A 14,529-nucleotide genomic window follows, 5' to 3' on the forward strand; every position below is an offset into this window, starting at 1 on the left:
GCGGGATGCCGGACGGCGTCGAGCAGACGAGCGGAACGGGCGCGGTACCGGACGGCGCCGGACACACGGGCCGGCGGGGCGCCCTGCCCGGCCGCTCCGGGTACGCGTCCCGGCCGGCCCCCCGCGGCCTCGCGCGGCTGCGGGGCTGGGGCGGGGTCGGGGCCATGGCCGTGGCCTGCGGACTGACCGCCTCGCTGGCCCTGTTCGCGCTGCCGCGGGCCGGTGCCGACGCGCCGGCCGGCCCGGCCGGCCCGGGGCCGGGCGTGGGCCGCGGGATCCAGGTCAGCGCGGAGCAGGCGGAGACCTGCCGCGACCCCGAGGCCTCGCTCACCCCCTCGGCCGCCGACGGCCCCGCGGTCGCCCGGATCAAGGAGCGCGGCAAGCTCGTCGTGGGCGTCGACCAGTCCAGCTACAAGTGGGGCTTCAGGACGCCGCCCACGGTCACCCGGCTCGCCGACGGCTCGGCCCGGGAGACCCCCGGCGAACTGCAGGGCTTCGACATCGACCTGGCCAAGGCCATCGCCAAGGGGATACTCGGCGACGAGAACGCGATCATCTTCCGCACCATCCCGACCAACCAGCGCATCGCCGCCCTGGAGAGCGACAAGGTCGACCTCGTGGTGCGCACGATGACCATCAACTGCAAGCGGATCCAGCAGGTCGCCTTCTCCACCGCCTACTTCCAGGCCGGCCAGCAGATCCTCGCCCCCAAGTCCTCCCCCATCACCGGATACGACAACTCCCTGAGCGGCAAGCGGATCTGCACCGCCGAGGGATCCACGGCCCACGAGGCCCTGGAGGAGAAGTCGTTCGGCGCGGTCTACAAGGACGTGGGCGACGGCACCAAGGACGACCCCGACCTGCTGACCGTGCCGAACCAGCTGGACTGCCTGGCCCGCCTCCAGATGGGCGAGGTCGACGCGGTGCTCACGGACAACGCGCTGGCCGCCGGCCAGGCGGCCCAGGACCCGGCGGTCGAGCTGAAGGGAAGGCCCTTCACCACCGAGTACTACGGGGTGGCCGCCAAGCTGGGCAACGACGACCTGGTCCGTCGGGTCAACCAGGTGCTCGTGCAGTACCGGCAGGGCCCCTGGCAGGCTGCGTACGCGAAGTGGCTGAAGGCGGACCTGCCCGGCATATCCGGGCCGCCCGCACCCAAGTACAAGTAGAAGCGAGAGGTGATCGATGGGCGTCGCGGGACCCCCCGGGCCGGTGATGGACCGGGACGAGGTGGACCGTGCGCTGGCGCGCCTCGGCGCGGAGCACAAGGCGGTCGAGGACTCGCTGCTCGCGCTCCAGGACCACGCCGGCCGCAGGCTGCTCGAGGGCGCCGAGCTGACCGGCACGACCCGGGACCGCTGGCAGACCACCGAGCGGACGATCACCCTGCTGTGGGCCTGCTTCGACGCCTACACGGCCGCCCTGCACGACGCCCGTGAGCTGCGGTCCCGGCGCCGCTGGCCCGGGCGGGAGGAGCTGACCGAGCTCACCGACCGGCTGCGCGGGGAGAGCGTGCACGTCGCGGGCGCGGCCCGGGAGCAGGAGGGGCTGTCCGAGCGTTTCACCCTGGACGGACTCGTCCGGCGGATGAACGAGCTGTACGCGTCCTCCCTCGACGTGGTGGTGACGGCCGACGCCGTCTGGTCGGCGCTGCCCGCCCGGATAGACCTGCTGGCCGCCGAGCTCGGCCGCACCCGGTCCCTGGCGCACTCGGTCGGCGTGCGGCCGGGCGAGCACCCGGCCGGCGACGAACTGGCGGAGATCACGGCGGAGCTGTCGGCGCTGCGTGCGCAGGTCGTGTCCGACCCGCTGGCCTTCTGGGTGCCCGCGCCGGGCAGTTCGGCGCCCGGCGGCGGCCGCCCCGACACCGGGCGGTACGACACGGCGGCCCGCGCCCTGGAGGACATCCGGCGGGAGATCGAGGCGGTGCTCCAGGTCCGGCAGGACTCGGAGGACCGGCTGCTGCGGCTGCGGGACGTGCTGTCCCGGGCGGACCGTACGCTCGCGGAGGCCAGGGCGGCCCGCGGCGAGGTGCTCGCGAAGATCGCCGCCTCGGAGGTGCCCGCCGTCAGCGGACCGCCGACGGCGCTCCAGGAGCGGCTCGCCATGGCCGCCGAGCACCGCAGGCACGCCCGGTGGCACCGCCTCTCGCCGCTCCTGGACTCCCTGGAGCGGGAGGCGGAGGACGAACTGCTGCGGGCCCGCGAGTCGCTGACGGCGGTGACCGCGCCGCTGGCGGTCCGCGCCGAGCTGCGCGGCAGGCTCGACGCGTACAAGGCCAAGGTGGCCCGGCTCGGCGCGGCGGAGGATCCGCTGCTGATCGAGCGGTACGACACCGCCCGCCGGATGCTGTGGAGCGCCCCCTGTGACCTGCGGGCCGCCGAGCAGGCGGTGCTGCGCTACCAGCACGCGGCGGCCGAGGTGCTGTCGGGGCCGAGGGACGGCGGGGGGAACCAGTGGTGAGCGGGGAGACCGGAGTGAGCAGCTGTCAGCGACCGGCCTGCGAGGGCTCGTACGAGGACATGGGGGGCGGCGAGCTGTACTGCGACACCTGCGGCCTCGCCCCGGTCGTCGCGCCCGGGGGCATGCTGCGGTCGACGCCGACCGGGCTGACGGCGGGCCCCGATTCGGCCCGTTCGGGCTCGGCGGCCTCGTCGCGCGGTTCGGCGCGCTCGACCCGCTCGTCGCGGTCCTCGGCCTCCCGGCGTTCGGTGTCCGGGCGGCTCTCGCGCTCGCTGTCGGGGCGGAGCACCGCCCGTTCGGTGTCGGTGCGCAGCTCGGGTTCGACGGGCGGCCAGTCGGGGCGGGGCCGGCTGGGCGCGGGGCTGGTGACGGTGCCGGAGGTGCCGCGCCCCGACCCGCGCGCGGCGGTGATGGAGAACCCGGAGGTACCGGAGAGGAAGCGATTCTGCTCGCGTTCCGACTGCGGTGCCCCGGTGGGCCGTTCGCGCGGCGAGCGGCCGGGCCGCACCGAGGGCTTCTGCACCAAGTGCGGCCACCCGTACTCCTTCGTGCCGAAGCTGCGCGCCGGTGACGTGGTGCACGGGCAGTACGAGGTGGCGGGCTGCCTCGCCCACGGCGGCCTCGGCTGGGTCTACCTGGCCGTCGACAAGGCGGTCTCGGACCGCTGGGTCGTCCTCAAGGGCCTGCTCGACACCGGAGACCAGGACGCCATGGCCGCGGCGATCTCCGAGCGCCGCTTCCTCGCGGAGATCGAGCACTCCAACATCGTCCGCATCTACAACTTCGTCGAGCACCTGGACCAGCGCACCGGCTCCATGGACGGCTACATCGTCATGGAATACGTGGGCGGCAAGTCCCTCAAGGAGATCGCCAACGACCGGCGCACCCCGGACGGGCGGCGCGACCCGCTGCCCGTCGAGCAGGCCTGCGCGTACGGCATCGAGGCCCTGGAGGCGCTCGGGCATCTGCACAGCCGCAACCTGCTGTACTGCGACTTCAAGGTCGACAACGCGATCCAGACCGAGGACCAGCTGAAGCTCATCGACATGGGCGCGGTCCGGCGGATGGACGACGAGGAGTCGGCGATCTACGGCACGGTCGGCTACCAGGCCCCCGAGGTCGCCGAGGTCGGCCCGTCCGTGGCCAGCGACCTCTACACGGTGGCGCGCACGCTGGCCGTCCTCACCTTCGACTTCCACGGCTACACGAACGTCTTCGTGGACTCGCTGCCCGAGCCGGACGGCATCGACGTCCTGCGGACCTACGAGTCGTTCTACCGCTTCCTGGTGCGGGCCACGGACCCCGACCCGGCCCGTCGCTTCGGCTCCGCCCAGGAGATGGCCGAACAGCTGACGGGCGTACTGCGCGAGGTCGTCGCCCTGCAGTCGGGCCGGCCGAGGCCTGCCCTGTCGACCCTGTTCGGCGCGGAGACACGGGTGACCGACACCGAGCTGTTCGCCGAGCTCACCGAGGACGTGTCGGTCCTCGGCGCGCGCGAAACCCGGCGCGGCCGCCGGAAGACCCTGCCGACCGCCGTCGTCGGGCGCGGCGGCAGCTTCCTGCGCCCGCTCGACGTGGCGGCGACCGCGCTGGCCCTGCCGGTGCCCCGGGTCGACCCGGGCGACCCCAACGCCGGTTTCCTCGCCGGTCTGCTCGCCGCCGCCCCCGGCGAACTGCTCACCGCCCTGCACGCGGCACCGGTCCCCTCGCTCGAACTGCGGCTCCGCGAGCTGCGGGCGCGCCTGGAGATGGGCGACCTCGCGGCAGCCGGGCAGGCGCTCGCCGCCCTGGAGCAGGGCCACGGCGACGACTGGCGGGTGGTCTGGTACCGGGGCGTGACCTCGCTGGCCGGCGACGACCGGGAGAACGCCGCGCTCTCCTTCGACGCGATCTACGACGCCTTTCCCGGCGAGCCCGCGCCCAAGCTGGCGCTCGGCGTCTGTGCCGAGGTGCTCGGCCAGCTGGACAACGCGGCGGAGTACTACCGCCTGGTGTGGGCGACCGACCCCAGCTACGTGAGCGCCGCCTTCGGGCTGGCCCGGGTCCAGCTCGCGGCCGGTGACCGGGCGGGCGCGGTGCGCACCCTGGAGTCCGTGCCGGAGTCGTCGATCCACTACACGGCCGCCCGGGTCGCCGCCGTTCGGGCCCGGCTGCGCCGCCGGCCGACGAACGAGCCGCTGGGCGCCGATCTGACCGCCGCCGCGGCGCAGGTCTCGGCGCTGCAGGGCTTCGGCCTGGACGCGGTGCGCCGCGAGCGGCTGGCGACCGAAGTGCTCGGCACGGCCCTCGACTGGGTGCTGTCCGGCAGCCCCGGCGCGGGCCCGGCCGGCACCGTGCTGCTCGGCAGCGAACTGGACGAGCGCGGACTGCGCTTCGGCCTCGAACGCTCGTACCGGGTGCTCGCCCGGCTCGCCCAGCAGGGCGATGAGAGGATCGAACTGGTGGAGCGGGCCAACCGCTTCCGCCCCAGGACGTGGGTGTGAGTATGTCCCTGAAGCCCAAGCCCCCGCATCCCTTGGGGACCTGCCCCGGCTGCTCGGAGCCGCTCGAGTCCGGCGACCGCTTCTGCGGGGCGTGCGGCTACGACCTGTCGGCCGTGAGCCCCCAGCCGGACCGGCCGACGGTCCCGATCGCCCTGCCCGTGGACTGGCCGGAGCCGCCGCCCCGCGACCCCCAGTCGCTCACCACGGCGACCCAGCATCCGGGCGACCTGCCGGGCACCGACTCGGGCGGCCGCGACCTCCCGACGATCCCGGTCCGCACGGACGAGGTCCCCCCGGCACCGGCACCGGGCGGCCCGGCCGGCCCGGCCGGCCCGGCCGCGCCCGCCGCCCCGACCACGCCCGGAGCAGCCGAGGCACCTGCGGCACCGCCCCAGGCGCCGGCACCCGCACCCGCACCCGCACCCGCACCGAGCGGATCCGGTGCAGGGGCCGGAGCCGGAGCCGGGGTGGGACCGGGTAGCGGATCCGCCTCCACCGACGACGACTTCACGCTCGCCGCACCCGACCCGCGCGCCGCCCTGCAGGCCGAGCCGGCACCCCCGGCCGAGCCGGCACCCCCGACCGGGCCCGCAGCCCCGGCCGGGACCGCACCCCCGACCGCGACCGAGCCGGCGGCCGGGACCGGGGCCGCGGGCGACGGGGGGAAGGTCTGCGTGGCCTGCCGGGCCGGGCGGGTGGACGGGGACGGGTACTGCGAGCACTGCGGTCACGCGCAGCCGCGCGAGCGGGACCACATGGAGCAGGAACTGCCCGCGGTCGCCGCGGTCAGCGACCGGGGTCTGCGGCACCACCGCAACGAGGACTCCTTCGCCGTCGCGCAGGCCGTCCTGCCGGACGGGTCCCCCGCCGCGCTCGCCGTCGTCTGCGACGGCGTCTCCTCGGCGACCCGCCCCGACGAGGCGTCCAGCGCCGCGGCGGCCGCGGCCCGCGACGTGCTCGTCGCGGCGCTGCCGCGCGGCACGCACCCGCAGCAGGGCATGCACGAGGCCATCGTGGCCGCCGCCGAGGCGGTCGACGCCCTGGCGGAGCCGAGCTCGGCGGACCGGGAGCACCAGAACGCCCCGGCCTGCACCATCGTCGGCTCGATCGTCGCCGGCGGGCTGCTGATCGTCGGCTGGGTCGGCGACAGCCGGGCCTACTGGGTGCCGGACGACCGCAGTGCGCCGCCGGCCCGGCTCACCGAGGACGACTCGTGGGCCGCGCAGATGGTCGCGGCGGGCCTGATGAACGAGGCACAGGCGTACGCGGACGAGCGGGCGCACGCGATCACCGGCTGGCTCGGTGCCGACTCGTACGAACTGGAGCCGCACACCGCCGCGTTCAAACCGGACCGGCCGGGGGTGGTCGTGGTCTGCACCGACGGTCTGTGGAACTACGCGGAGGGCGCCGCGGACATGGCCCGGGTCCTGCCGCCGGACGCGGGCGAGCGTCCGCTGCACGCCGCGCAGGTGCTGGTGGGCCACGCCCTGGACGGCGGCGGGCACGACAACATCACGGTCGCGCTGCTGCCGTTCGCCCTCCCGTCCCCCGGGGCAGGATCCGCCTAGCCCGCGCCCGCCCGCCCCGCCCGGGGCCCCGGGATCCAGGGCCCCGCGCCCCCAAGGCCTCTGGGCCCCCGGGATCCCGGGCCCTTGAGCCCCCGGGATCCCGATCCCCTGAGCCCCGGGCCGCCGGGACCGGGCCCCAGACCCCCCGAGCCCCCCCCGAGACCCGATCTTCCCTTTCCCTCGTGAGCCGAGGAGCCGAATCACCATGGCCAACTTCTCCAAGCCGACCGGGCCGCAGTTCTCGGTGGACGTGTACCAGAACGAGTACCTGCCGGAGGGCGGTCGCGACGTCAACGCGATCGTGACCGTCACCTCCACCGGAGGCGGGACCGGCGGCGCCCGCGCCACCCCGCTGCCGGCCGCCGGCGGCTCCGCCGCGGTCGTCCTGATGCTCGACTGCTCCGGCTCGATGGACTACCCGCCGACCAAGATGCGCGGCGCCCGCGAGGCGACCGCCGCCGCGATCGACACCCTGCGCGACGGCACCTCCTTCGCCGTCGTCGCCGGCACGCACGTGGCGAAGGAGGTCTACCCGGGCGACGGGCGGCTCGCCGTCGCCGGCGGGCGTACCCGTGCCGAGGCCAAGGACGCCCTGCGCTCCCTCAGCGCGGGCGGCGGCACCGCCATCGGCACCTGGCTGCGGCTCGCCGACCGGCTGCTGTCCTCCACCGACGCGGCGATCCGGCACGGCATCCTGCTGACCGACGGCCGCAACGAGCACGAGAAGCCGGAGGAGCTGCAGGCCGCCCTGGACGCCTGCGCCGGCCGGTTCACCTGCGACGCCCGCGGGGTGGGCACCGACTGGGAGGTGGAGGAGGTCCGGGGCATCGCCCGGGCGCTCCTCGGCACGGCCGACATCGTCGCCGACCCGGCCGGTCTCGCCGCCGACTTCACGACGATGATGGAACACGCCATGGGCAAGGAGGTCGCGGACGTCTCGCTGCGCCTGTGGACCCCGGTCGGCGTGGAGATCGGCTTCCTCAAGCAGGTGGCCCCGAGCGTCGAGGACCTGACCGGGCGGCGGACCGAGGCGGGCCCACGCGCCGGGGACTACCCGACGGGCTCCTGGGGCGACGAGTCCCGCGACTACCACCTGTCGGTCCGGGTGCCGGAGGCGGCGATCGGACAGGAGATGCTCGCGGCCCGGGTCTCGCTGATCGTGCCGGACCCCGCCGGCGGCACGCCGACGACGCTGTCCCAAGGACTGGTACGGGCGGTGTGGACGGACGACATGGTGATGTCCACGTCCATCAATCCGCAGGTCGCCCACTACACGGGCCAGGCCGAGCTCGCCGACGTCATCCAGGAGGGCCTCGATGCCCGCAAATCGGGTGATAACGACGGAGCGACCGCCAAGCTGGGGCGCGCGGTGCAACTGGCGGCGGTCTCCGGCAACGCCGATACCGCGAAACTCCTTTCGAAGGTGGTGGACGTGGTCGACGCCGCGACGGGTACTGTGCGGTTGAAGGCGAAGGTCGCGGAAGCGGACGAGATGACTCTCGAGACCCGTTCCACCAAGACCGTACGCGTCAAGAAGTAACGGACACCCAGGTCCGTGACGGACGAGGAGAGGGGGGAAGCACCGACATGCCGACCTGCCCGAACGGACACCAGTCGGTCTCCGACGACTGGTGCGAGGTCTGCGGCCACCGCATGGCGGCCGGGGCGGGTGCGCCGGCGGGTGCCGTACCGCCGCCTCCCCCGCCGCCGCCGCCCGCGTACGGCTACCCCGGCCCGGCCGGGCCCGGTGGTCCCGGCGCCCCCGTGCCGCCGCCGTCCGCCCCCGGGGGCTACGACCCGAACGCGACCGCCCAGGCCGAGCTGTGCCCGCAGTGCCGCACCCCGCGTGAGCACATGGCGCCGTTCTGCGAGGAGTGCCGCTGGAACTTCCTCACGAACACGGCCACCTCGTACACCCCGATCGCCCCTCAGCACCCGCAGCCCGGCCCGCCGCCGGCCGCTCCGCAGGGCCCGCCGCCGGGGCTCAACCTGCCGCCCGGCTTCCAGTCGCCGCCGCAGCAGCCGCAGCACCCGGACCCGTACGAGTACCAGGGTTCGCGGCCCTCGCAGGTGAACCGGCCGGCCGAGCCGCTGGGCGCCGAACCGACGCACCACCAGGCGCCGCCGCAGGCCCCCCATGCCCAGGCTCCGCAGTCCCAGGCTCCGCAGGCGTTCCCGCAGGCTCCGCCGCCGCCCGCGCCGCCGCAGCCGCGCGCCGACGACGACTGGATGCTGCCGCCCCCCTCGGCCCCGCACGCCCCCGCCCCGCACCCCGCGGCACCGCCGCCGCCCGGGCAGGGCGGCCCGTTCCCGGGCCAGGCCGGTCCGGGTCCGCAGGGTCCGGGTCCGCAGGCCCCGCCGCAGCACGGCCCCGGCGGGCACCCCGGACCGCAGGGGCCGGGTCCGCAGGGTCACGCCCCGCAGAGCCACGCCCCGCAGGGCCCCCCGCCGCAGTTCCAGCAGCCGCAGGCCCCGCAGCCCCCGCAGCCGCAGCGCGGCTGGACCGCGCTGGTCGGCCCGGACCGCGAGTACTTCATGGCGATGATGCAGCGCAGCGGCCCCGAGGCCTCCGGGCTCAATCTGCCCGCGTACTCGCCCGAGCAGCACATCCCGCTCCAGGGCAACCAGATCAGCATCGGCCGGCGCCGGCACTCCACCGGCGAGTCGCCCGACATCGACCTGTCGGTGCCGCCGGAGGACCCCGGCGTCTCGCACCAGCACGCGGTGCTCGTGCAGCAGCCGGACGGCTCGTGGGCGGTGGTGGACCAGAACTCCACCAACGGCACCACGATCAACGGCTCCGCCGACCCGATCCAGCCCTATGTCCCGGTGCAGCTCCAGGACGGCGACCGGGTGCACGTGGGCGCCTGGACGACGATCACCGTCCGCCGGGGCTGACAGCCCCGGGTCACGGCCCGTCCGCACGATCCGGCGGGCGGGCCTACGGGTCCGGCAGCGGCCAGGCGTACGGCCCCTCGGGGTCGTCCAGCCAGGCCCACTGCCGGCCGCCGCTCACCGTCACCCCGAAGCGCTCCCGCTCCGGCCGCCGTTCGCGCTGCCAGAGCGAGAGCGCTTCGCGCGTGTCCAGGGCCTCGCCGGCCAGCCCGGCCAGGAACGAGAAGCGGTCGTCCTCGTACACCCGCCGCGGCACCCCGGCCGTCCAGGTCCGCGGCATGCGCGCGCTGCCGCCGCGAAGGGCGACGAAGTACGCGGAGGTGGCGAGGAAGCGTCCCTCGGCGTGGCCCGGGCCGCGGACGGCGAGCAGGATCAGTCCGGTGGAGAGCGGGGCGAGGATCCGGGCGTCCGGCCGGCACTGGTCGAGCCAGGCGTACGGGATCGAGGGCACCGCGCAGGTCGCGACGATCCGGTCGTAGGGGGCGCGCTCGGGGCAGCCGCGGGCGCCGTCGCCGGTGAGCACGGCGGGCCGGTACCCGGCGGCGGCGAGATGGGCGCGGGCGGCCTCGGTGATCTCCTCGTCGAGGTCGAGGGTGGTGACGTGCGCGTCGCCGAGCCGGTGGCACAGCAGGGCCGCGTGGTAGCCGGTGCCCGCGCCGATCTCCAGGACGTCATGCCCCGCACGGGGGTCGAGGGCCTCCAGCATGCGGGCCATGAGCGAGGGCTGGCTGGCGGAGGACACCAGCTCGCCGTCCCTGACCCGGGTGGCCAGGGCGCCGTCCCGGTAGGCGCCGCGCAGCCAGCGGGTGCGGCGCCCGGGGTCGGGGTCCCCGGACCAGAGGCGTTCGTAGCCGCCGGCTCCGGGGACGTAGTAGTAGGGCACGAAGAGGTGCCGCGGGACCTCGGCGAAGGCGGCACGCCAGGCGGGGTCGCGCAGGGCGCCGTACTCCTCGATCTCGCGCACCAGCGCCCGCCGGGCCCGGGCGCCCTCCTCGGCGAACATGTCGCGCATGGATCCAGGGTGCTGCGCCCGGCCCCCATCCGGCCACCGCTGCCGTGGGGCGGCGGTGGCCGGGGCGCTCCGCGCGGTGTCTTCCGGCCAGGGGTGCCGCGGGGCCGCCCTCCGGGCAGCGGCGGGAGTTCGACGACAGGACCTAGACCTCCGGTCCTCCGCCGGGGCATCTGAGACGATGGAACGGTGAACGAGATTTCGCGCGGCACGCTTCAGGAGCAGACCTTCTACGAGCAGGTGGGTGGCGAGGAGACCTTCCGGCGCCTGGTCCGCCGCTTCTACGCGGGAGTCGCGCAGGACCCGCTGCTGCGGCCGATGTACCCGGAGGAGGACCTGGGCCCGGCCGAGGAGCGCCTCGTGCTCTTCCTCATGCAGTACTGGGGCGGCCCTCGCACCTACAGCGACCACCGCGGCCACCCCCGGCTGCGGATGCGGCACGCCCCGTTCACGGTGGACCGGGCGGCGCACGACGCCTGGCTGCGGCACATGCGGGACGCGGTGGACGAGCTGGGGCTCGCGCCGGAGCTGGAGCGGCAGCTGTGGGACTACCTGACCTACGCCGCCGCATCGATGATCAACACCGCGGACTGACCGCCCGCTCCCGGACGAACACATTCCGGTGACAGGGCCCCGGATAACGGTCACGATCACGTCAAGGTGCCCGTGAAAGCGGTTTCCAGAACCGATGCCCTCTGAAAGCATCCGTTGAACGTTCGACAGTGAGCGATCACGGTGTTTTCAGGGGGAAAACGGGTGACGGGCTTCGTACTGCTCCGGGTCAGGGCACATCGCCTGCTCCTCACGGCCGCCCTGCTCGCCGTCCTCCTGACGACCTCCGTCCTCGCCACGCTCGCCGCCTTCTCCGGCTCCATCGGCGACGCCGCCCTGCAGAGCACCCTGCGCGGCCGGTCGGCGCCCGCCGCCGCCCTCGTCGTGACCGGACAGATCCCGCCCGACAAGCGGGCGAGCGCCGACGCCGCCGTCCGCGAGGGCGCCGCCGCCACCTTCGACGGACTGCCCATCCGCCTGCACAGGCTGGAGAGCTCCGGGCCCTACGCGCTGCCCCGCGCCCTCCAGCCGCCCGCCGCCCGGGCCGGCGACCCCGACCTCACCCACTTCGCCGCGCTCGACCGCTCGCGGCTCACCCTGGTCAGCGGCTCCTGGCCGAAGGCCGCCGGGCCGCGCGACACCATCGAGACCGCCCTGCCCGAAGAGGCCGCGAAGCGGCTCAAGGTGACCCCCGGCACCGTCCTCGACCTCACCGACCGGCTCGGCGGCAAGCACCTCAGGACGAGGATCACCGGTCTCTACCGGCCCACCGACACCTCCGACCTCTACTGGCAGCTCGACAAGGCCGGCGGCCGCGGCGTGAAGACCGTCGTCTTCACCACGTACGGCCCGCTGCTCGCCGACCCCGGCGTCCTCACCGGCGGCCGGGTCACCACCGGCGAGACCGCCTGGCTGGCCGGCGCCGACTACACCCGCGTCACCACGGACCGGATGGACGCCCTGCGTGCCGCCGCCACCCAGGGCCCGAAGGCGCTCGTCACGGACACCGCCCGGTTCGGCACCACCGTCACCGCCACCACCTCGCTGCCGACCGTGCTGGAGCAGACCGGCCGGGCCCTGCTCGTCTCCCGCTCCACCCTGTCCATCGTGGCCGTGCAGCTCGTCCTGCTCGCCGCCTACGCCCTGCTGCTCGTCGCCCGCCTGCTCAGCACCGAACGCTCCGGCGAGACCGAACTCCTGCGTGCCCGCGGCGCCTCGCGCCGCCGCATCGCCGGGCTCGCCACCATCGAGGCCCTGCTCCTCGCGCTGCCCGCCGCCGTCGCCGCCCCGCTGCTCGCGGGCCCGCTGACCCGGCTCTTCGCCGACCGTTCCGCGCTCGACGCGCTCGGCTCGCTCGACGCCACTCCCCCGGCGCCGGTGTGGCTGGTCGCCGCCGCGGTCGCCCTGTGCTGCGCCGCCGCGGTCGTCGCCCCCGCGCTCACAGCCGGGGACGGAACCACCGTCCCGCTGCGCAGGGGCCGCGCCGCCGCACTGCCCGCGCCCGTACGGGCCGGGGCCGACATCGGACTCCTGCTCATCGCCGGCGTCGCCTACTGGCAGCTCGACCGGCAGACCGGCGAAGGCGGCGGCGCGCTGGCCGGCGACCGCGCCGGTGACCTCGGCATCGACCCGCTCCTGGTGGCCGCGCCCGCCCTCGCCCTGCTCGCCGGCACCGTCCTGACCCTGCGTCTGCTGCCGCCCGCCGCCAAGCTGGCCGAGCGGCGCGCGGCCGGCGGCCGGGGCCTCCCCGCGGCGCTCGCCGGCTGGCAGTTCAGCCGCCGCCCGCTCCGCGGCGCGGGCCCCGTCCTGCTGCTGGTCCTCGCCGTCGCCCTCGGCATGCTCGCGATCGGCCAGAGCGACTCCTGGAACCGCTCGCAGCGCGACCAGGCCGACTTCCGCACCGGCACCGCCGTCCGGGTGCTCGGCGCGGGCACCGGCGAGGCGGCACAGACCGAACGCCTCGCGGCCGTGCCCGGGGTCCGCGCGACGGCGCCCGTACACCGCGCCACCACCGACCTCGACGGAAAGAACGCGACCGTCCTGGCCGTCGACACCCGGCACGCCGCCGAGGGCCTGCGCCTCCGCTCCGACCTCGCCGACGGCTCCCCCGCCGCACGGCTCGGCGCCGTCCTGCCGAAAGCGGGGCCGCGCCCCGGGATCGCCCTGCCCGCCGGCACCCGCGCCCTGCGGGTCCAGCTGCGCGACAGCGCACCGGCCGGCACCCCCGCCGCCCGGGTCACCGCCGTCCTGGAGGACGCCTACGGCGTCCCGTACCGCCGGCTCCTCGGCAGCCTCCCGGCCGACGGCCGCCTCCACCCGCTCACCGTGCACCTGCCCGAACTCGGCGACGCCGGCGGCTTGGGGCTGACCGGCCTCGAAGTCCGCGGGCAGAACGACGCCGAGCGGGCCGGACAGCACCTGCTCACCGCCGAGCGGATCGTCGCGGTGCCGGCCCGCGGTGCGGAGCGGCCGCTCGACGCCCGCGCCGCCCTGCCCGCCTGGGCCGGCGCGTACACGGCCGAGAAGAGCGACGGCGAGATCACCGGCGCCCCGCTGCGCGGCACGCCCACCGCCACCGGTCCGCTCGCCGTCAGCTTCTTCGTCGCCGCGGACGAGGCCGGACCGGGCACCGACGGCTACACCCTGACGCTGTCGGCGCCGCGGCCCGCGCCGCCGAAGTCGGTCCCGGCGCTCGTCACGGACGCGTTCCTCACCGCCACCAGGGCCCGGCAGGGCGACCGGGTCGACATCACCTTCAGCGGCTCCACGCTGAACGTCACGGTCGCCGGTGTCGTGCGCGAGCTGCCCACCACCGGGCCCGGCGCCCGCCCCGTCTCCGCGACCGCCCCCGCCGCCACCCCGGACACCGGCGGCGCCGTGCTCGTCGACCTCTCCACGGCCAACCGGGCCCTGTCCACCACCCCCACCGCCACCCTGGCCCCCACCGAGTGGTGGCTGACCACCGCGCCCGGCAGGGCGGCCGAGGTCGCCGCGACTCTGCGGGCCCGCCCCGACGCCGACCCCGCCCTGGTCCTCGTCCGCGACGAGGCCGCCGCCGAACTGCTCGGGGACCCGCTCGGCGCGGGCCCCAACTCCGCCCTCATGGCCGTGGCGGCGGCCGCCGCGGCGCTCGCCGCGGTCGGCTTCGCGGTCGGCTCGGCCGGCTCCCTGCGCGAAAGGTCGCGGGAGTTCGGGGTGCTACGGGCGCTCGGCGCACCGCGCCGACAGCTGGCCCGGCTGGTCGCCGCCGAGCAGGGCCTGCTCATCGGCATCGGCCTGGCCGTCGGAGTCGCGCTCGGCACCGTCCTCACCCGGGCGGTCGTCCCGCTGATCGTGCTCACCGGGCAGGCGGAGCGGCCCGTACCGGCCGTCCTCGTCGAACTCCCCGTCGGGCACGTCGCCCTGCTGCTCGTCGCGGTGGCCGCACTGCCCCTGGCCGTCGTCGGCGCCATCGCGCTGCGCCGCACCGACCCGGCCGTCACCCTGCGCACCCAGGGGGAGAACTGATGCCGCCGGCCGCCCGCGCACCGCAGCAGCCGTCCAGCCCCGTCCGCGGAAA

9 protein-coding genes are annotated in these 14,529 nt (G+C 75.9%); 8 read left to right on the top strand and 1 reads right to left on the bottom strand.

The features are described 5' to 3' along the window. Positions 1-5: 5 nt before the first annotated feature. From ACGF1Z_RS10240 to ACGF1Z_RS10265, 6 genes are all read left to right on the top strand, one after another. Positions 6-1,169 (top strand): glutamate ABC transporter substrate-binding protein, encoded by a 1,164-nt coding sequence (locus ACGF1Z_RS10240; RefSeq protein WP_393001966.1) that lies wholly within the window; start codon positions 6-8, stop codon positions 1,167-1,169. Positions 1,170-1,185: 16 nt separating this feature from the next. Then, complete coding sequence (locus ACGF1Z_RS10245; protein WP_393001968.1) at positions 1,186-2,463, top strand: hypothetical protein; 1,278 nt, start codon at positions 1,186-1,188, stop codon at positions 2,461-2,463. Between the two features lie 59 nt (positions 2,464-2,522). Further along, positions 2,523-4,946 carry a tetratricopeptide repeat protein gene (locus ACGF1Z_RS10250; RefSeq protein WP_393002461.1) on the top strand — a complete coding sequence of 808 codons (2,424 nt, stop codon included), beginning with the start codon at positions 2,523-2,525 and terminating at the stop codon, positions 4,944-4,946. A 2-nt stretch (positions 4,947-4,948) separates the two neighbouring features. Next, positions 4,949-6,514 (top strand): PP2C family serine/threonine-protein phosphatase, encoded by a 1,566-nt coding sequence (locus ACGF1Z_RS10255; RefSeq protein ID WP_393002463.1) that lies wholly within the window; start codon positions 4,949-4,951, stop codon positions 6,512-6,514. Positions 6,515-6,719: 205 nt separating this feature from the next. Next, complete coding sequence (locus ACGF1Z_RS10260) at positions 6,720-8,054, top strand: VWA domain-containing protein (protein ID WP_393001970.1); 1,335 nt, start codon at positions 6,720-6,722, stop codon at positions 8,052-8,054. Between the two features lie 47 nt (positions 8,055-8,101). Further along, a complete protein-coding gene (locus tag ACGF1Z_RS10265) occupies positions 8,102-9,412 on the top strand; it encodes an FHA domain-containing protein (protein ID WP_393001972.1) in 1,311 nt (436 codons plus the stop codon). Positions 9,413-9,455: 43 nt separating this feature from the next. Here the strand turns inward: ACGF1Z_RS10265 and ACGF1Z_RS10270 are convergent, their stop codons facing one another. Further along, positions 9,456-10,421 (bottom strand): methyltransferase domain-containing protein, encoded by a 966-nt coding sequence (locus ACGF1Z_RS10270; RefSeq protein WP_393001974.1) that lies wholly within the window; start codon positions 10,419-10,421, stop codon positions 9,456-9,458. Positions 10,422-10,607: 186 nt separating this feature from the next. Here ACGF1Z_RS10270 and ACGF1Z_RS10275 point away from each other — a divergent pair, with 186 nt between their 5' ends. Then, on the top strand, positions 10,608-11,012 hold the full coding sequence (locus ACGF1Z_RS10275) for a globin (RefSeq protein ID WP_393001976.1): 405 nt from the start codon (positions 10,608-10,610) through the stop codon (positions 11,010-11,012). A 162-nt stretch (positions 11,013-11,174) separates the two neighbouring features. Further along, a complete protein-coding gene (locus ACGF1Z_RS10280; protein ID WP_393001978.1) occupies positions 11,175-14,477 on the top strand; it encodes an FtsX-like permease family protein in 3,303 nt (1,100 codons plus the stop codon). The last annotated feature ends 52 nt before the right edge of the window (positions 14,478-14,529 follow it).

Origin of the sequence: Streptomyces sp. NPDC048018 (assembly GCF_043202995.1) — a bacterium.
GTDB lineage: Bacteria > Actinomycetota > Actinomycetes > Streptomycetales > Streptomycetaceae > Streptomyces.